The sequence below is a fragment of the Caldimonas sp. genome (assembly GCF_046291045.1).
Lineage (GTDB): Bacteria > Pseudomonadota > Gammaproteobacteria > Burkholderiales > Burkholderiaceae_C > Caldimonas.
In genome coordinates this window covers 1-17,335 of record NZ_JBKBSL010000024.1, presented here as the reverse complement: position 1 = coordinate 17,335, position 17,335 = coordinate 1, and the positions used below count along the sequence as shown (strand labels likewise).

Sequence of the window (17,335 nt, the reverse complement as noted above, 5' to 3'; positions counted from 1 at the left end):
TGCGCAGGATCTTGCCGATGGGGGACTTGGGCAATTCGGTGCGGAATTCCACGGTCTTGGGCAGCTTGTAGTCGGTGAGCAGACGCTTGCAGTGCGCCCTCACCTGCGCCTCGGTCAGGCCGTCGACCTGCGGCACGATGTAGGCGCGCACGGCCTCGCCGGTCTTGGCGTCGGGGACGCCGATCACGGCCACTTCGAGCACCTCGTCCATCTGCGCGATGGCATCCTCCACCTCGTTGGGGTAGACGTTGAAACCGCTGACCAGAATCATGTCTTTCTTGCGATCGACGATGCGGAAGTAGCCCTCCTCGTCCATGACCGCGATGTCGCCGGTGCGCAGCCAGCCATCCTGGAGCACCTGGGCGGTGTCCTCGGGTCGCTGCCAGTAGCCTTGCATGACCTGTGGACCGCGCACGAGCAGCTCGCCTGGCACGCCCTTCGGCACGTCGCGGCCCTGCTCATCGACCAGACGCACCTCGGTGGCCGGCACCGGAATGCCGATGGAGTCGGGTTTTTGCTGACCGGTGATCGGGTTGAAGGTCACCACCGGCGAGGTCTCGGTCAGGCCATAGCCCTCGGCGATGACGGTGCCGGTGACGCGGCGCCAGCGCTCGGCCACCGCATGTTGCAAGGCCGCACCGCCGGCCACCCCTGCACGCAGGTGCTTGGGCGGGAAGGCCGTGAACCATTCCTCGTTGAGCAAGGCGTTGTAGAGCGTGTTGACGCCACTCATCCAAGTGATGGGGTAGTTGTCGAAGGCGCGCTGCAGGTTGCCGATGGGGCGGGGGTTGGGTGAAAGCACGTTGCGTGCCCCGGCCGAAAAGAAGCACAGCAGATTGAAGGTGAAGGCGAAGATGTGGTAGAGCGGCAAGGCCGTGAGCACCACCTCTTTGCCCTCGTGAATGAGCGCGCGGCCCATGGCATAGGCTTGGTCGTGGTTGGCCAGCAGATTGCCGTGGGTGAGCATCGCGCCCTTGGCCACGCCGGTGGTGCCGCCGGTGTATTGCAGTGCGGCCAGGGTCTCGGGGCCTTGCTCGCGGGTGTAGTCGGCCACGCGGATGCCTTTGGACTGGAGTGCCGCACGCCCTTCGGTCAGGGCCTGGGACAGTCGGATGTGATCGACGGTAATCGGCGGCAGCGTGCGGTTCCACCACCTCTGCACCAGGCGAATCACGCCGCGCGGGATCGTGGAAAAGAACTGCGAGACCTCGGCCACGATGACGCGCTTGATCTTCGTTTCGGCGAGGATGGCATCGAGCTTGTCGGCGAACATGTCCACGATGACCAGCGCCTCGGCGCCCGCATCCTTGAACTGGTGCGCCATCTCCTTGGACGTGTACAGCGGATTGGTGTTCACCAGCACGCAGCCCGCCTTGAACACCCCGAAGGCCACCACCGGATAGGCCAGGCAGTTGGGCGTTTGCAGGGCCACGCGCGCGCCGGCGGCCAGGCCCAGCACCTCGCGCAGGTAAACCGCGAACTGGTCGGACAGGGCCTCGATCTGGGCATAGGTGAGCGAGGCATGCATGCCGTTGGGCATGCAGGTGGTGAAGGCCACCTGGTCGCGGTAACGCCGGCAGGCCGCGCCGATCAGGGACGCAAGGTGCCGATGCGCGGGCGGCGGCAGGGTGCGGGGGATGTGTTCGCCATACTGGGCCAGCCAGGGGCGGGCAGCGGGGGTCGAGGCGGCACTCATGTCATTGAGATTCATGCACAGGCGTCCAATTCCGCGAACCGTTCGCGGGACGGCGTAGTCTGGCGCGATCTGCGCACCGATCGTGCGCAGGTTTTCCCTAGACGCAGATCAAGCGCTGCGCCCCGTCGGGATCAGGGCTGGGTGCGGGCGCCCCAGGAAGGTGGGGGGCTCGCGTGGGGCGAAGGCAACAGCAGACGCGACAGCACCGGCTGCCGGCGAACGAGTTCCCACAGCGCGATGCTGGCCCCCACCGCCGCCGCGAAGGCCAGCACCATGGACAAGGCCCCGGGCAGGTGCCAGCGCAGCAGCCAGCCCAGAACCTTGGACTGCACGGGGGAGTGGAACATCAGGATGAACAAGCTGCTGCGGCCGGCGTGGGCGAGCAGCCGGCGCAGCCATTCCCAGCGGGCCATCGCCTGGCACAGCGCCAGCACGAGGTAGATCGCCGCCAGCGCCTGCACCGGAGTGATCAGTCCATGCCCGTAGCTGCGGAAGTTGAAGTTGAGGGTCTGGTGGAAACCGAACCACAGGGTGGTGAACACCAGGGCGGCCATCGCCAGCCGCCAGGGCGTGAGCTTGAACCGCCATACCCCGGACTTCAGATGGTGCCCCGCCAGGAAGAAGAAGCCCGACAGCAACGCCACATCGGCACTGAACGGCAGGCCGCAAGCCAGCAGATCCGCACTGAAGCGGACATGGTGCATGCAGGCAGCATCGTCCACCGGGTTGTGGAAGCGGCGGATCACGGCCGCACCGGCCGCCGCCATCACCGCCAGAACGGCCGCCCTCGCCCCGGCCGACCGCAGCCACGGGCTCAGCCACCTCAGGTAGGCGGCCGCCCCCACGCTGATCAACCACAGATGGGGCAGGAACCACATGGGCACCCACACGAGGGTGAAGCCGGTGGCATAGACCAAGGCCAACAGCGTGGACTCGACCGTGATGTCCGGCCGCCCGGCATGCGTGAGTGCGTAAGCAAGCACCACCACGGCATAAGGCTTGAGCAAGGCATCCGCCCGCCGCCGGGCCGTCTCGGCCACGCCGCGGCCGGCAGGGAACGTCACGCCGGCCAAGAAGAAGAACAGCGGCAGACGGAAGGTGCCGATGAGTTCGTCCAGCCACGGCAGATGGTCGCCAAACCAGGGGTTGTGGCCCAGCACCACCAGCAAGATGCCCAAGCCCTTGCCCACATCGATCAGGGCCGAGCGCGGTCGCGTCGCGCCCGCGATCCGATGCTGCCCCCCGGCCGTCTGCCTTGCGATTTCCACTGCCCCTCCGAGCGCCGGCGCCGTGCGCCCCTGTCCGTGAGCGGCTCAACGCCCGCGCCGGCTGCCGGTTGACCCTCGATCAGGGGATTGCAGGCTCGGCCAGGCCGAGCACGACCCTGCGGGTCGTGGCGCTCTTCTTCGTGAGCACATCACCTGCGCTGTCGGGCAGATGATCAGCCGGATGCGTCGCGCCCCACTGGATCAGCGTGGGCAAGGCGCCGCGCACCAAGCGCTGGCCGTCGGGGCGCACGGTGATGCGCCAGCGCAGCAGGCCCCCGGGGCGTGGGTCGCTCGGCCGCCAGCACCTCGCCGCAGCCCAGGCCCAGGGAGGCCACGCACCAGGCCACACCCTGCTCCAGGCGGGCCGCGGCCACCACGAGGCGGCCGACGCAGGCATTCACAGGTGCAGTTCGCCTCGGATGCAGGTGATGGTATCGCCGCCGACCCAGACATGGTCGTCATTGGCCTCGATGAAGACGCGACCGGCCCGCCCCAGGCGCGTGCCCTGCGCGGCCACGTAGCGGCGCGGCGCACGGCCGTCGGCGATGAGCCATTGCGCCAGCGCGGCATTGAGGCTGCCGGTGACCGGATCCTCGGGCACGCCGGCATGGCTGACGAAGCCACGCACCTCGAACTGCGCGTCACCGCCGGCGGCGTGCGCCCCGATGACCCCGACCTTGGCCAGCGGGGCCAGGGCGCGGTGATCGGGCTCCAGCGACAGCACGGTCTGGGCGCTGTCGAGCAGCAGGCTCAGCCAGTGAGGGCCGTTGACGAGCATCTTGATCGCCAGCACCTGCTCGGGCTGCAGGCCCAGGGCCGCGAGGATCTCGCGCTGCATCGATGGGCTGACATCGCTGGCGCGCATCGGCGGGGCCACGAAGGCCGGGCGGGTGCCGCTGCGGCGGATGCGCACCAGGCCGACGCCGCATTGCTGCACCACCTCACTGTCGTGCTGCGGCCGCCCGCCGGCCTCCAGCCAGGCATGGCAGGTGCCCAGCGTGGGGTGGCCGGCAAAGGGCAGCTCGCCGCCCGGGGTGAAGATGCGCACGCGGTAGTCGGCCCCGGGTTCGGTGGGCGGCAGCAGGAAGGTCGTTTCCGACAGGTTGATCCAGCGCGCGATGTCCTGCATCTGCGCGTCGCTCAGACCTTCGGCGTCGAAGACGACGGCCAGCGGGTTGCCGCGCAGGGGCTCGGTAGTGAAGACATCGACGGTGCGGTAGGGATGGACGCTCATGGAGTTCGGCTCAAGGCGTGAGGACGGGTGTGCGCGCCAGCACGTCCTTCAGCACACCGCCCAGCAGGGCGACCGCGCGCTCGATCTGCTCGGGTGCCAGTGTGACAAAGGACAGGCGCAAGGTGTTGGCTTGCGGGGTGCGCGCATAAAAGGCCGCGCCGGGCACGAAGGCCACACCGGCCTGCACCGCCAGCGGCAGCAGGGCCATGGCGTCGACCTCGCTCGGCAGCGTAAGCCAGAAGAACATGCCGCCTTGCGGCGTGATCCAGCGGCAACCCGCGGGCAGGTGGCGGCGCAGCGCGGCTTCCATCGCATCGCGCTGCGCGGCATACCGCGCACGGATGGTGGGCACGTGGGTGTCGAGGAAACCGTCGCGGATCACCTCGTGCACCAGGCGCTGGTTGAACACCGGCGTGTGCAGGTCGGCCGCCTGCTTGGCCTGCAGCAGCTTGGGGTATAGCGCGCTCGGCGCCACGACGTAGCCCAGGCGCAGGCCCGGCGCGAGCACCTTCGAGAAGCTGCCCAGGTAGATCGTGCCCTCGGCCCAGCGCGAGGCCAGCGTGGGCGCCGGCGGTGTGTCGAACCACAGGTCGCCGTAGGGGTTGTCTTCCAGCAGCGGCAGGCCGGCGGCCTGGGCGGCGTCCACCAGGGCGGCTCGACGGGCCTCGCTCATGCAGCGGCCGCTGGGGTTCTGGAAGTTGGGCAGCACGTAGAGGAAGCGCGCCCGGTCGCCGCCTCGCGTGGCGGCCTCGGCCAAGGCTTCGGGCACCGGGCCGTCGTCGTCGCTGGCCACTTCGTCCACCTGCGGCTCGTTGGGGGCAAAGGCCTGCAGCGCGCCCAGGTAGGTGGGCGTCTCGACCAGCACGCGGCTGCCGGCATCGAGCAGCACACGGCCACACAGGTCCAGCCCCTGCTGGGAGCCGGTGGTGATCAGCACCTGGGCGGGGGACACGACCATGCCCTGGCGGCCCAGGTGTTCGGCCACCCACTCACGCAAGGGGGCGTAGCCTTCGCTGGCCGCGTATTGCAGCGCCTCACGCGGGGCTTCGCGCAGCACCTTGTCGGCCGCCACGCGCATGGCCTCGGCCGGGAAGGTGTCGGGCGAGGGCAGGCCGCCGGCCAGCGAGAGGATGCCCGGCCGCTCGGTGACCTTGAGGATCTCGCGGATGATGGACGGGTTCATGCGGTCGGCGCGTCGAGCCAGTTGCCAGGCGAAGGTCATGCAGAGCTCCTCGGGGACAGGGTCGGGGGGGCTCGGTGTTCAAAGTCCGAGCATCCACAAGGCGGTGGCCACCAGCACGGCCGCCATCGTGCGGTTGAACCACAGCAGGCGCTGCCCCTGCGCCAGCCAACCGCGCAGGCTCGCGCCCACCAGGGCGTAGGTGAGGTTGCTGACGAAGGCATAGACGGCCATCACCGCCAGCACGATCGCCAGACGCTCGCCCGGGTTGGGGGCGGGGGCGCCGCCGCTGCTCGTCACCCAGCCGGCCGTGAGCGCCATGGCCAGCATCCAGGCCTTGATGTTGACAAACTGCAGCGCCACACCCTGCAGGAAGCTCACGTCCAGGCGGGAGCGATCGGCGTGCCCGAGCTGGCGGACCCGCGCGATCTGCCACGCGAGCCACACCATGTAGGCCACCCCCACGGCCGTGACGGCCCAGTGCAAGGCCGGCACGGCCACCACCGCCGCCCCCAGGCCCAGGCCGCAGGCCAGCATCAGCAGGGTCCAGCCCGCCGGCACGGCCAAGCAGAAGTGCAAGGCCCCGCGCAGCCCCCGGTTGGCCGCCAGCGCCGTGGACAGCGTGGTGTTGGGCCCCGGCGTGAAGCTCATGGTCGTGGCCAGCACCAGCAGGGCGAGGAACTCTTGCATCGACATGCCAGCCAGTCTATGCTGAGCACCAATACACCACCAATACAGTTTGCCTGTGTACAGCCCACACTGTATTGGTCTGAAGGCCAGCACAGTCGCCCACCGGCCCTGCACCATGCTCAGCCGCTCGTCCGACCAAACGCTCACTGAGCAGCTCGCCAGCCGCTTTGCCGAGCGCATCCGCAGCCGCCTGCTGCCTCCTGGCAGCCGCCTGCCCTCGGTGCGCGAGTGCGCGCGCCGGCATGAGGTCAGCCCCTACACCGTGGTGGCCGCCTATGACCAGCTCCAGGCTCAGGGTCTGATCGAGGCGCGGCGTCACCGGGGCTATTTCGTGCGCGAGCCCCGGCCCGAGCCGGCGCGCGCTCGCCATCCCGCGGCCCCACCGCCCGGCCCCGGCCGCAGCAGCGCCCCCATCGACGCGGCCACGCTGATCCGCGGCATGTTGCAGCGCATGCCGCGCCGCGACGGCCCCGCGCGCAACGACCCTGGCCTGGGCGTGCTGCCACAGTCCTGGCTGGAAACCCCCTTCCTGGGCGCAGCGGTCCGTCGGGTCACTTCCACGGCCAGCCTGCACGCCCTGTCGCTGCAGTACGGCGAACCCGCGGGGGACGCCTTGCTGCGCCGTGCGCTGTCGCACAAGTTGGCCGACCTGGACATCCGCGCCGATGCGGGCCAGATCGTCACCACCGTGGGCGCCACGCACGCGCTGGACATCGTCTGCCGCACCTTGCTGCGGCCCGGAGATGCCGTGATGGTCGACGAACCCGGCTGGGCCGTGGAGTTCGGCCGGCTCTCGCAGATGGGCATGCGCATCCTGCCGGTGCCGCGCCGCCCCGAAGGGCCCGACCTCGCCGTGATGGAGGCCTATGGCCGCGAGCATGCGCCCAAGCTGTTCATCACCGTGAGCGTGCTGCACAACCCCACGAGCGGCAACCTCTCGCCCCATGGCGCTCACCGTCTGCTGGGCCTGGCCGAGCGGTTCGGCTTCCACGTGGTGGAGGACGACACCTACGGCGACCTCGCCCCGGCGCATGCCACGCGCCTGACAGCCCTGGACGGCCTGCGGCGCACGCTCTATGTGAGCGGCTTTGCCAAGATCCTGGCGCCCAACTGGCGGGTGGGTTACTTGGTGGCCGCACCCGAGATGGTCGAGCGCTTCATCGACACCAAGCTGCTCACCACGCTGACCACCCCGTCGATTCTGGAACAAGCCCTGGCGCATTGCCTGGAGCAAGGCCAGATCCGCCGCCACGCCGAGCGCGTGCGCGAGCGTCTGGATGCGGCACGTTCGCGCAGCGTGCAGCTCGCGCTGGCCGCCGGCTGCCGCTTCGTCGCCGAGCCCCAGGGCCTGTTCGGCTGGGTGGACACCGGCGTGGACACCGATCGCCTGGCCCAGCGCATGATGGACGAAGGCTATCTGCTGGCGCCGGGCTCGCTCTTCCATGCCGTGCGCCGGCCCAGCACCTTCATGCGGATCAACTTCGCCACCACCCAGGACGCGAGCGTCTGGGAAGACTTCACACGGGCCCGCGACAGCTTGTGAGCGCGGTCCGGTGCCTGTCCAGTTCTCCCCCCTCCAGAGGGTGGAAAACGGACACGGGCCTGCAGTACATTGCAAGGGCGGTCTTGCCAGTGTGCCGAGCACGCTGGCGCGGCCTGCATCGATACCAGCTGCCCGGCATGGCACCGGGCGGCCTTGCTGCTGATGGACGAATCGACCCTACCGCTCGGAGAGCCGGAGCTGATGCGCGCCAGCGCCTTCCAGCGCTATCTCGACGAGCTGGACAAGCTGCCCCCGCTGGCCGGCACCGACCGCTCGCGGCTGGCCTCGCTCAGCCCCTCGCTGCTGGCCGACCTGGAGCGCTTCGAACACCGCGCCAACGGCACCGAGGCGCTGGAGGTGCTGGCGGCCTGCCTGCGCCACGCGCAGCAGGTCATCGTGCACCTGCAGGCCGGCGGCGTGGTGGTGCCAGTGACCGTGTTTCCCCACCAGCGCCTGTACCACTGCCCGGCCGATCCGCAGGTCTATTTGATGCAGCGTCTGGCCCTGCTGCGCGTGATGCGCGTGGAGCCGGCCATCCTCCAGCCGCCGGGCCACGACGAGCCACGGCTCATCGGGGCCTACGATCACTACCATCCCATCGGCCCGCTGCTGTGGATGCTGGCGCTGCACGGCAGCCGCACCGAACTGCTCCCCGAGATCGCCGGCAGCGCCTGCTACCGCACCACCCCGGGCCTGGACCTGCGCAGCCTGCCGGTCGACGGGGTGCACCGCGCGGTGATCCGCCGCATGCGCGACCAGCCCCTGTCCGTGCGCGACATCGTCGACCTCAGCGGGCTGCGCCCCGAGGCGGTGGCCCGGCTGCTCAACGCGCTGTACCTCCAGTCCGGGCTCATCGTGAGCCGCACTGCCCCGCGTCTGAGCGATTCCTGGTTGGCCGGGCTGGGGCTGCGGCGCCGCGACGGGTAGCGCGCCGGCTAGCGCGAACTCAGTGCCTCCCAGCGCTCGAGCGCTTCCATCAGCAGGCCTTCGATCTGGTCGTAACGCGCCTGGACCTCGGCCACGCGCTGCGGGGCCTCGGTGTAGAGCGCCGAGCTGGCCAGCAACTCGCCCAGCGCCTTCTGCTCGGCCTCCAGCGCCTCGATGCGCGCGGGCAGCTCGTCGAGCTCGCGCTGCTCCTTGTACGAGAGCTTGCGCGCAGGCCTGAGCGCCTGCGCGGGGGCCGGCGCGGGCGCGGGCTTCGGGGCGGACGCTGGCGGCGGGGCCTGGAGGGCCCGCCGGCGTGCACTCTGTTGCACCCAGTCCTCGTAGCCGCCCTCGTACTCGCGCCATTGACCCGGCGACTCGTCGCCCTCCCAGGCGATGGTGCTGGTCACCACGTTGTCGAGGAAGCGCCGGTCGTGGCTCACCAAGAAGACGGTGCCGTCGTAGTCTTGCAGCAGTTCTTCCAGCAGTTCCAGCGTGTCGATGTCGAGGTCGTTGGTGGGTTCGTCCAACACCAGCACGTTGGCCGGCCGTGCGAACAGGCGCGCCAGCAACAGGCGGTTGCGCTCGCCACCCGAAAGCGACTTCACCGGCGAGTGCGCGCGTTCGGGTGCGAAGAGGAAATCGCCCAGGTAGCTCATCACATGCTTGCGCGCGTTGCCGATCTCGATCCACTCACTGCCCGGGCTGATGGTGTCGGCCAGGCTGCGCTCTAGGTCGAGCGCTTCGCGCATCTGGTCGAAGTAGGCCACCTGCAGCCGGGTGCCCAGGCGCACCGTGCCGGCATCGGGCGCAATCTCGCCCAGGATGAGCTTGAGCAGCGTGGTCTTGCCCGCGCCGTTGGGGCCGATCAGGCCGATCTTGTCGCCGCGCAGGAGGGTGGCCGAAAAGTCGCGCACGATGGGCCGCCCGCCATAGGCCTTGCTCACGTGCTGCAGTTCGGCCACCAGCTTGCCGCTGCGCTCGCCAGCGTCCACATCCAGGCGCACGCGGCCCACGGCGTCACGGCGCAGCGCGCGCTGCTCGCGCAGGCGCTCCAGCCGCGCGATGCGGGCCACGCTGCGCGTGCGGCGGGCTTCCACGCCTTTGCGGATCCACACCTCCTCTTGGGCCAGCAGCTTGTCGGCGCGGGCGTTGGCCAGCGCCTCGTCGGCCAGTTGCCGGGCCTTGAGTTGCTCGTAGGCGCTGAAGTGGCCGGGGTAACTGCGCAGCACGCCGCGGTCGAGCTCGACGATGCGCGTGGCCACGCCATCGAGGAAGGCGCGGTCATGCGTGATCAGCACCACCGCACCACGGAAGGCGCGCAGCAAGTCTTCCAGCCAGGCGATGGCATCGAGATCGAGGTGGTTGGTGGGCTCGTCCAGCAGCAGCACATCCGGCTGGGCCACCAGGGCTCGCGCCAGCGCCACGCGCTTGCGGTTGCCGCCGGACAGGCTGTCGATGAGGGCGTCGGGCGCCAGCCGCAGCCGGTGCAGTGTTTCGTCGACCCGCTGCTCCCAGGTCCAGCCGTCCAGGGCTTCGATGCACGTCTGCAAGGCATCCAGATCCTCGCCTGGCGCATGGGCCTCGTAGCGCTCACGCAGGGCACGGACCTCGGCGAGCCCTTCGCTGACCGCCTCGAAGACAGAGATCCCCGTCGCGAACACCGGCTCCTGCGCCACATAGGCGATGCGCAGCCCCTGCTGCACCTGCAGCAGGCCATCGTCGGGCTTTTCCTGCCCGGCCAGGATCTTGAGCAGCGAGGACTTGCCGGTGCCGTTGCGGCCGATCAGGCCGATGCGTTCGTCAGATTCGACAGACAGCGAGGCGCCATCGAGCAGGGCCACATGGCCAAAGGCCAGGTGGGCATTGGAAAGGGTGATCAAAGCCATGATGTGCGCACATTATCGGCACTGCAAGCGTGCCGCGGGCGCGCGCCCCCGCTGCAACGGGAACGAGCTTGCGACCCTTGCCCGCCGTTTCCGATCACAATGGCTCCCGCATGAACATCGAACGAGAGTCTAGGGACATGATCATGATGCGCCGCCTGCGTGGCAGAGCCACCCCTGCCATCTTTCTTGTGTTGATCGCCGCCGGCCTGGCTTGGTGGTGGACCATGCGCCCGCCCTCCCCTGCCCCGTCGGCCACGGCCGAGCCTCGCGCCGTCATGGCCCGGGGTGATCTGGCCGCCGACGAGCGCAACAACATCGAGGTCTTCCAGGCCGTCTCGCCCTCGGTGGTGCACATCACCACGCTGCAGACGGCCACCAGCCTGTTCTCGCTGGATGCATTGCAGATCCCGCGCGGCACCGGCACGGGCTTCATCTGGGACGAACGCGGCCACGTGGTCACGAACTTTCACGTGATCCAAGAAGGCAATGCCGCGCGCGTGACGCTGGCCGACCAGAGCAGCTATCCGGCCGTCCTGGTGGGGGCCTTCCCTGACCGCGACCTGGCGGTGCTGCGCATCGACGCACCCCGCGAGAAGCTGCGTCCCATCCCGGTCGGTGACAGTGCGGGCCTGCAAGTGGGGCAAAAGGTGTATGCCATTGGCAACCCCTTCGGGCTGGACCAAACCTTGACCACAGGGATCGTCAGCGCGCTCAATCGCGAGATCGAATCGGTCACGCGCCGGCCCATCCGAGGCGTGATCCAGACCGATGCGGCCATCAATCCGGGCAACTCCGGCGGCCCGCTGCTGGACTCGGCCGGTCGGCTGATTGGCGTGAACACGGCCATCTACAGTCCGTCCGGGGCGAGCGCGGGCATCGGTTTCGCCATCCCCGTAGACGAGGTCAACCGCGTCGTGCCCCGTTTGATCCGCGACGGGCGCTTCATCCGGCCGACCTTGGGCATTGCCGCCGCCCCCCCTCGGTTCGGCCAAGCGCTGGGCCTTCCCGATGGCGTGGTCGTGGTCGACGTCAGCCAGGATGGTCCTGCCGCTCAGGCCGGCGTGCGACCCTTTTTGCGGGCCCCCGATGGCAGCTTGCTCGCCGGCGACGTGATCCTCGCGCTCGATGGGCAAGCCACACCCACGCTGGATCGGTTGCTCGAAGCCTTGGAACGCCACCAAGTAGGAGACACCGTCACCCTCAAGCTTTGGCGGGCCGGTCAGGAACGCGAGGCGCAGGTTCGTCTCGGGTTGGGTTCATGACGCGCTCGAGCGCATCCACGAACACCTGGGCCACGTCGAACCCTGTCTGCTGCTGGATTTCCTGGAAGCAGGTCGGGCTGGTCACGTTGATCTCGGTGACTCGGTCGCCGATGATGTCCAGGCCGATGAGCAGCAGGCCGCGAGGAGCCAGGATGCGGCCGATCTCGGTGGCAATCTCGCGATCGCGTTCGTTCAGCGGCTGGGCCACGCCCTTGCCGCCAGCGGCGAGGTTGCCGCGGATCTCGCTGCCCTGGGGGATGCGTGCCAGCACGTAGGGTACGGGCTCGCCATCGATGATCAGCACGCGCTTGTCGCCGGCCGCGATCTCGGGGATGAAGCGCTGGACCATCACCGTGCGCTGGCCGTGGGCGTTCAGCGTCTCGGTGATGCTGCCCAGGTTCAGGCCGTCGGGTCCGACGCGGAAGATCCCCATGCCGCCCATGCCGTCCAGGGGCTTGAGGATGATCTCTCGGTGCTCGGCATGGAAGCGGCGGATGTCCTCGGCGTCTCGCGTCACCAGCGTGGGCGTGACGAACTGCGCGAACTCCATCACCGCCAGCTTCTCGGGGTGGTCGCGCAGCGAGCGCGGGCTGTTGAAGACCCGGGCGCCCTCGCGCTCGGCCTGCTCGAGCAGATGGGTCGCATAGAAGTACTCGCCGTCGAAAGGCGGGTCTTTGCGCATGAGCACGGCATCGAACTCGGCCAGGGCCCTGGGGGTGGCAGGCTGCGCCTCGTACCAGGGCGTGCCGGCATCGCCCACCTGGCCCGTCAGGCGCAGCTCACGCGCCAGCGCCGTCACACGGCCGCCGCTGCGCCAGGCCAGGTGCCGCGGCTCGCAAGCCGCCAGCCGGTGCCCGCGCGAGGCCGCCTCGCGCATCATCGCGTAGGTGCTGTCCTTGTAGGTCTTGAACTGGTCGAGCGGGTCGGCAACGAAGAGCAGGTTCATCGCAAGCGTCAGGATCGGGTGGTGCCAGCCCGGTAGTGTTGCACCATCAGCGCCAGCGTGCCGGCCACCACGCCCCAGAAGGCAGAGCCCACACCCCATAACGTCAGGCCCGACAGGGTGACCAAGAACGTGATCAGCGCGGCCTCGCGGTGGGGCTCGTCCTTCAGGGCCGCTGCCAGTCCCGTGCCGATGGTGCCCAGCAGGGCCAAGCCGGCCACGGCCAGCACGAGCTCCTTCGGAAAGGCCGCCAGCAGCCCGACCACCGCGCCGCCGACCAGGCCCACCAGGAGGTAGAACACCCCGGCCGCCACCGCGGCCATGTAGCGGCGGCGCGGGTCGGCATGGGCCTGCGGGCTCATGCAGATCGCCGCAGTGATGGCCGCCAGATTCAGCGCATAGGCCCCGAAGGGCGCGAGCACCAGCGTGGCCAGACCCGTCCAGGTGATCAGCGGCGAGACCGGCGTGTCATAGCCCGCCGCGCGCAGAGCCGCCACCCCGGGCAGGTTCTGCGAGGCCATGGTCACCACGAACAGCGGCAGGGCCACGCCAATGAAGCTTGCGAGCGTGAACTGCGGCGTGGTCCAAACCGGCCAGGCCAGCGACCACTGCACCGCCGACCAGCGCAGCTCGCCCAACGCCGACGCCCCCACGATGCCCACGGCCAGCACGCCGGGCACCGCATAGCGCGGCCACCCACGCCGACCGACCAGGTAGGCCACGAGCATGGCCAGCACCAGGCCGAGCTGCGACTGCAGCGCCAGGAAGGCCTCCATGCCAAAGCGCGCCAGCACCCCGGCCAGCAGGGCCGAGGCGATCGCCCCGGGGATGCGGTTCATCACCCGCGCGAACAGGCCCGTGACACCGCACAGCGTGATCAGCAGCGCACAGGCGATGAAGGCCCCGGTGGCCTCGGCCATGCCCACGCCGTTGGTGGTGGCCGCCGTGGCCAGCACGGCCGCGCCCGGCGTGGACCAGGCCGTGAGCACCGGCTGGCGAAAGCGCAACGACAGCACGATGCTGGTGGCGCCCATGCCCAGACCCAAGGCCCAGATCCAGGAGGTGGTCTGCGCCGGTGTGGCGCCCAGCGCCGAAGCGGCCTGGAACACCAGGGCCACCGAACTGGTGAACCCCACCAGCACCGCGACGAAACCGGCCACCATGGCCGACAGGGAAAGATCTTTCAGAACTTGCATGGGACGCTGGGTTTGCGGCGACGAAAGCCGCAAGCCTAACCTCGCAGCCGTACATCGTCACAGCGCCACCTTGGCTCCCAGCTCGACGACGCGATTGGCCGGCAGATGCAGGAAGTCGGCCGCGGCCGAGGCGTTGCGGTGCAGGCTGGCAAAAAGCTTGTCGCGCCAGCCGGCCATGCCCGAGCTCAGCGAAGGCACGACGATTTCGCGCGACAAGAAGTAGCTCGTGTTCATCTCGTCGAGCTGCACGCCGCGCGGCTTGAGCAGCTCCAGCGCCTCGGGCACGTCCGGGTCGTTCTTGAAGCCGAAGTGCAGCACCACCTGCCAGCAGTTGTGCCCCAGCGGCTGCACGTCCACGCGCCGGTCGAAGCCGATCCAGGGCACCTCGTGATGGCGCACCGTCACGAACAGGTTGGTGTCGTGCAGCACCTTGTTGTGCTTGAGGTTGTGCAGCAGGGCATTGGGCGTGACACCGGTCTCGGCGCTGAGAAACACGGCCGTGCCCTCCACGCGCGTGGGCGGGCTGGCGAAGACAGCCTCCAAGAAGGCGGGCAGGTCGATGGCCTCGGCCCGCAGCCGCTCGCTGAGCAGCGAGCGGCCGCGCTGCCAGGTGGTCATCAGCGTGAACATCGCCAGGCCGATCGCCACCGGGAACCAGCCGCCGTCGAACAGTTTGACCGCCGTGGCCGCGAAGAACAGGCTGTCGACCACAAAGAACAGTGCCGTGGCCCCCACGCACAGCAGCCAGGGATAGCGCCAAGCGTAACGGATCACGAAGAAGGTCATCACCGTGGTGATGAGCATGTCGATCGTCACCGCGATGCCATAAGCCGCCGCCAGTGCACTGCTGGAGCCGAAGCCGATGACGGCTGCCACGATGAACAGGTACAGGCCCCAGTTGACGGCGGGCACGTAGATCTGGCCGGCCGCGCGTACCGAGGTGTGCAAGATGCGCAACCGTGGCAGGTAGCCCAGCTGCACCACCTGCTTGGTGACCGAAAAGGCCGCCGAGATCAGGGCCTGCGAGGCGATGACGGTGGCACAGGTGGCCAGCACGATCAGGGGAGGCAGGGCCCAGCGCGGTGCCATGCCATAGAAGGGGTTGCTCACGTGCTCGGGCTGGGTGAGCAGCAGCGCCCCCTGCCCGAAGTAGTTGATCACAAGCGAGGGCATCACCAGGCCGAACCAGGCCAGCCGGATGGGCCGCCGGCCGAAATGGCCCATGTCGGCATACAGCGCCTCGGCGCCGGTGACACACAGCACGATGGCCCCCAGCGCCACGAATGCGGCCCCGGGGTGATCCAGGACGAAGGCCAGCGCATGATGCGGGCTCAAGGCCTGGAGCACCTTCGGATGCGCCGCCACGTGCATCACGCCCATCCCCGCCAGCACCAGGAACCACAGCACCGTGACGGGCCCGAACCAGCGTCCCACCGCGGCCGTGCCATGCCGCTGCACCGCGAAAAGCGCAGTGAGCACCAGCACGGTCACCGGCACGACGTAGGGATGCAGTCCGGGGGCAACCACCTCCAGACCTTCGACGGCCGACAGCACCGAAATCGCCGGCGTGATGACGCCGTCGCCGAAAAAGATGGCCGTGCCGAAAATGCCCAGCAGCAACAGGCGCCGGCGCAGGACGGGCCGGTCCTTCACCGCCTGCGAGGCCAGCGCCAGCAGCGCCACCAGGCCGCCTTCGCCATGGTTGTCGGCCCGCAGGATCAGCGTCACGTACTTCAGCGAGACGATCACGGTGATCGTCCAGAACATCAGCGAGAGGATGCCCAGCACGTTGCCGGGCGTGACGGCAAGCTGCCCGTGAGTGAACGCCTCCTTGAGGGCGTACAGCGGGCTGGTGCCGATGTCGCCATAGACCACGCCGATGGCGCCCAGGGTCAGGGCCGCCAGCGGAACCGGCGCAGAAGGGGAGGAAGGGGACGACACAGGCGCTTGCCGGACGCAGGGACAGGACGCGGATTGTGCGCCGCCACCCGCGCATCGTCACCGGGGCTTGTTGCGATGCAGCAACGACTCGCCCCGGCAGGCGCGTTCAGTCGTAGGTCTCGGCGTTCGGATCAGTCGCTTCCAGCTCGTAGCTCGCCGCCAGCATCGCCAGCCGTGCGATCACGCCGTACATGTAGAAGCGGTTGGGCGCGCTGGCGCCGGGCTTCTCGCCCGGACGCGGCAGGTGGGACGATTCGGCAAAAGCCAGCGGGACGAAGCTGGCCCCGGGCGAGTTCAGGTTCTCATCGATGCCGCGTTCGGCGTGTACACGGTAGAAGCCGCCCACCACATAGCGGTCGATCATGTAGACCACCGGCTCGGCCACGGCCTCGTTGATGCGCTCGTAGGTGGGCACGCCTTCCTGGATGAGCACTTCGCTGACCGACTGGCCGTCCTTGATGACGCTCATCTTGTTGCGCGTCTTGCGGTTCAGCTCGGTCAAATCCTTGGCGTCGCGCACCGTCATGATACCCATGCCATAGGTGCCGGCATCGGCCTTCACGATCAGGAAAGGCTTTTCCTGGATGCCGTACTCCTTGTACTTGCGACGGATTTTGCCCAGCAGCGCATCGGCGTGGCTTTGCAGGCAGTCCAGGCCATCGCCCTCGTGGAAGTTGACCTTGCCGCACTGGGCGTACATCGGGTTGATCAGCCAGGGATCCATGCCCAGCAGCTTGGCGAACTTCTTGGCCACTTCCTCGTAGGCGTTGAAGTGGTTGGACTTGCGCCGCACCGCCCAGCCCGCGTGCAGCGGCGGCAGCAGGTACTGCTCGTGCAGGCCTTCGAGCACCGGCGGCAGTCCGGCCGAGAGGTCGTTGTTGAGCAGGATGGTGCAGGGGTCGAAGTCCTTCAGGCCCAGGCGACGCTTGGTGCGCAGCAGCGGCTCCAACGTCAGGGTGCTGCCGTCGGGCAGGTTGAGCGTCGTGGGCTCCTTGATCTCCTCGTCCAACGTGCCCAGGCGCACGTTCAAGCCGGCCTGGGTGAAGATCTGCATCAGCCGCTTCACAGCCATCAGGTAAAACGTGTTGCGGGTGTGCTTCTCCGGCAGCAGCAGCAGGTTCTTGGCCTCGGGACAGATCTTCTCGATCGCCGCCATGGCCGCCTGCACGGCCAGCGGCAGCATTTCCTCGGTGAGGTTGTTCCATCCGGCCGGGAAGAGATTGGTGTCCACCGGCGCCAGCTTGAAGCCGGCATTGCGCACGTCCACCGAGGTGTAGAACGGAGGCGTGTGCTCCATCCACTCAAGGCGGAACCATCGCTCGATGGCCGGCATGGACTCCAGGATGCGTTGCTCGAGCTCGTTGATCGGGCCGGTGAGGGCCGTGATGAGATGGGGGACCATGCGCGCGGTGCCTGTGCGTGAGATGCCCGAGGGCCGGACTGGGGATTCTAGGGAAGGTCTGCAAAACCTTCCTGCCAGACTGCCGGGATGGGACAATAGCGACATGAAGCAGATGAGTCTGGAGGCGCCGATGTATACGGGCTTTGAGCTGCGCGCCAAGCGCACCC

The 17,335-nt window shown here is 68.8% G+C and carries 14 protein-coding genes; 3 read left to right on the top strand and 11 right to left on the bottom strand.

The window, feature by feature from the left end:
• The 6 genes from ACK4ZD_RS10155 to ACK4ZD_RS10130 form a co-directional block, all read right to left on the bottom strand.
• Positions 1-1,696, bottom strand: a 1,696-nt coding sequence (locus ACK4ZD_RS10155; protein WP_409661255.1) for an AMP-binding protein, incomplete at its 3' end; no start/stop codon positions are given.
• Between the two features lie 131 nt (positions 1,697-1,827).
• Positions 1,828-2,964 carry an acyltransferase family protein gene (locus ACK4ZD_RS10150; protein ID WP_409661252.1) on the bottom strand — a complete coding sequence of 379 codons (1,137 nt, stop codon included), beginning with the start codon at positions 2,962-2,964 and terminating at the stop codon, positions 1,828-1,830.
• 79 nt (positions 2,965-3,043) lie between these two features.
• Complete coding sequence (locus ACK4ZD_RS10145) at positions 3,044-3,214, bottom strand: hypothetical protein (protein ID WP_409661249.1); 171 nt, start codon at positions 3,212-3,214, stop codon at positions 3,044-3,046.
• 147 nt (positions 3,215-3,361) lie between these two features.
• On the bottom strand, positions 3,362-4,198 hold the full coding sequence (locus tag ACK4ZD_RS10140) for a PhzF family phenazine biosynthesis protein (protein WP_409661247.1): 837 nt from the start codon (positions 4,196-4,198) through the stop codon (positions 3,362-3,364).
• Positions 4,199-4,208: 10 nt separating this feature from the next.
• Complete coding sequence (locus ACK4ZD_RS10135; RefSeq protein WP_409661245.1) at positions 4,209-5,420, bottom strand: PLP-dependent aminotransferase family protein; 1,212 nt, start codon at positions 5,418-5,420, stop codon at positions 4,209-4,211.
• A 39-nt stretch (positions 5,421-5,459) separates the two neighbouring features.
• A complete protein-coding gene (locus ACK4ZD_RS10130; protein WP_409661242.1) occupies positions 5,460-6,074 on the bottom strand; it encodes a LysE family translocator in 615 nt (204 codons plus the stop codon).
• A 109-nt stretch (positions 6,075-6,183) separates the two neighbouring features.
• On the opposite strand from ACK4ZD_RS10130, the gene ACK4ZD_RS10125 reads away from it, so the two are divergent.
• Together ACK4ZD_RS10125 and ACK4ZD_RS10120 are read left to right on the top strand one after the other, a co-directional pair.
• On the top strand, positions 6,184-7,611 hold the full coding sequence (locus tag ACK4ZD_RS10125; protein WP_409661239.1) for a PLP-dependent aminotransferase family protein: 1,428 nt from the start codon (positions 6,184-6,186) through the stop codon (positions 7,609-7,611).
• A gap of 162 nt (positions 7,612-7,773) precedes the next feature.
• Complete coding sequence (locus tag ACK4ZD_RS10120) at positions 7,774-8,538, top strand: hypothetical protein (protein WP_409661237.1); 765 nt, start codon at positions 7,774-7,776, stop codon at positions 8,536-8,538.
• A gap of 8 nt (positions 8,539-8,546) precedes the next feature.
• Here ACK4ZD_RS10120 and ACK4ZD_RS10115 read toward each other — a convergent pair whose 3' ends face one another.
• On the bottom strand, positions 8,547-10,424 hold the full coding sequence (locus tag ACK4ZD_RS10115; RefSeq protein WP_409661234.1) for an ATP-binding cassette domain-containing protein: 1,878 nt from the start codon (positions 10,422-10,424) through the stop codon (positions 8,547-8,549).
• Positions 10,425-10,570: 146 nt separating this feature from the next.
• Here ACK4ZD_RS10115 and ACK4ZD_RS10110 point away from each other — a divergent pair, with 146 nt between their 5' ends.
• Complete coding sequence (locus ACK4ZD_RS10110; RefSeq protein WP_409661354.1) at positions 10,571-11,686, top strand: S1C family serine protease; 1,116 nt, start codon at positions 10,571-10,573, stop codon at positions 11,684-11,686.
• Here ACK4ZD_RS10110 and gshB read toward each other — a convergent pair.
• From gshB to gshA, 4 genes are all read right to left on the bottom strand, one after another.
• A complete protein-coding gene (gene gshB, locus ACK4ZD_RS10105; RefSeq protein ID WP_409661230.1) occupies positions 11,625-12,632 on the bottom strand; it encodes a glutathione synthase in 1,008 nt (335 codons plus the stop codon). The genes ACK4ZD_RS10110 and gshB overlap by 62 nt on opposite strands.
• Before the next feature lie 8 nt (positions 12,633-12,640).
• Positions 12,641-13,825 carry a benzoate/H(+) symporter BenE family transporter gene (locus ACK4ZD_RS10100; protein WP_409661228.1) on the bottom strand — a complete coding sequence of 395 codons (1,185 nt, stop codon included), beginning with the start codon at positions 13,823-13,825 and terminating at the stop codon, positions 12,641-12,643.
• A 57-nt stretch (positions 13,826-13,882) separates the two neighbouring features.
• Complete coding sequence (locus tag ACK4ZD_RS10095) at positions 13,883-15,766, bottom strand: potassium transporter Kup (RefSeq protein WP_409661226.1); 1,884 nt, start codon at positions 15,764-15,766, stop codon at positions 13,883-13,885.
• Positions 15,767-15,872: 106 nt separating this feature from the next.
• On the bottom strand, positions 15,873-17,168 hold the full coding sequence (gene gshA, locus ACK4ZD_RS10090) for a glutamate--cysteine ligase (RefSeq protein WP_409661223.1): 1,296 nt from the start codon (positions 17,166-17,168) through the stop codon (positions 15,873-15,875).
• Positions 17,169-17,335: the final 167 nt, after the last annotated feature.

Coding starts and splice junctions, on each gene's coding strand:
- ACK4ZD_RS10140 (WP_409661247.1), bottom strand. CDS start 4,198: ATGAGCGTCCATCCCTACCGCACCGTCGATGTCTTCACTACCGAGCCC.
- ACK4ZD_RS10135 (WP_409661245.1), bottom strand. CDS start 5,420: ATGACCTTCGCCTGGCAACTGGCTCGACGCGCCGACCGCATGAACCCG.
- ACK4ZD_RS10130 (WP_409661242.1), bottom strand. CDS start 6,074: ATGTCGATGCAAGAGTTCCTCGCCCTGCTGGTGCTGGCCACGACCATG.
- ACK4ZD_RS10125 (WP_409661239.1), top strand. CDS start 6,184: ATGCTCAGCCGCTCGTCCGACCAAACGCTCACTGAGCAGCTCGCCAGC.
- ACK4ZD_RS10120 (WP_409661237.1), top strand. CDS start 7,774: ATGGACGAATCGACCCTACCGCTCGGAGAGCCGGAGCTGATGCGCGCC.
- ACK4ZD_RS10115 (WP_409661234.1), bottom strand. CDS start 10,424: ATGGCTTTGATCACCCTTTCCAATGCCCACCTGGCCTTTGGCCATGTG.
- ACK4ZD_RS10110 (WP_409661354.1), top strand. CDS start 10,571: ATGCGCCGCCTGCGTGGCAGAGCCACCCCTGCCATCTTTCTTGTGTTG.
- gshB (WP_409661230.1), bottom strand. CDS start 12,632: ATGAACCTGCTCTTCGTTGCCGACCCGCTCGACCAGTTCAAGACCTAC.
- ACK4ZD_RS10100 (WP_409661228.1), bottom strand. CDS start 13,825: ATGCAAGTTCTGAAAGATCTTTCCCTGTCGGCCATGGTGGCCGGTTTC.
- gshA (WP_409661223.1), bottom strand. CDS start 17,168: ATGGTCCCCCATCTCATCACGGCCCTCACCGGCCCGATCAACGAGCTC.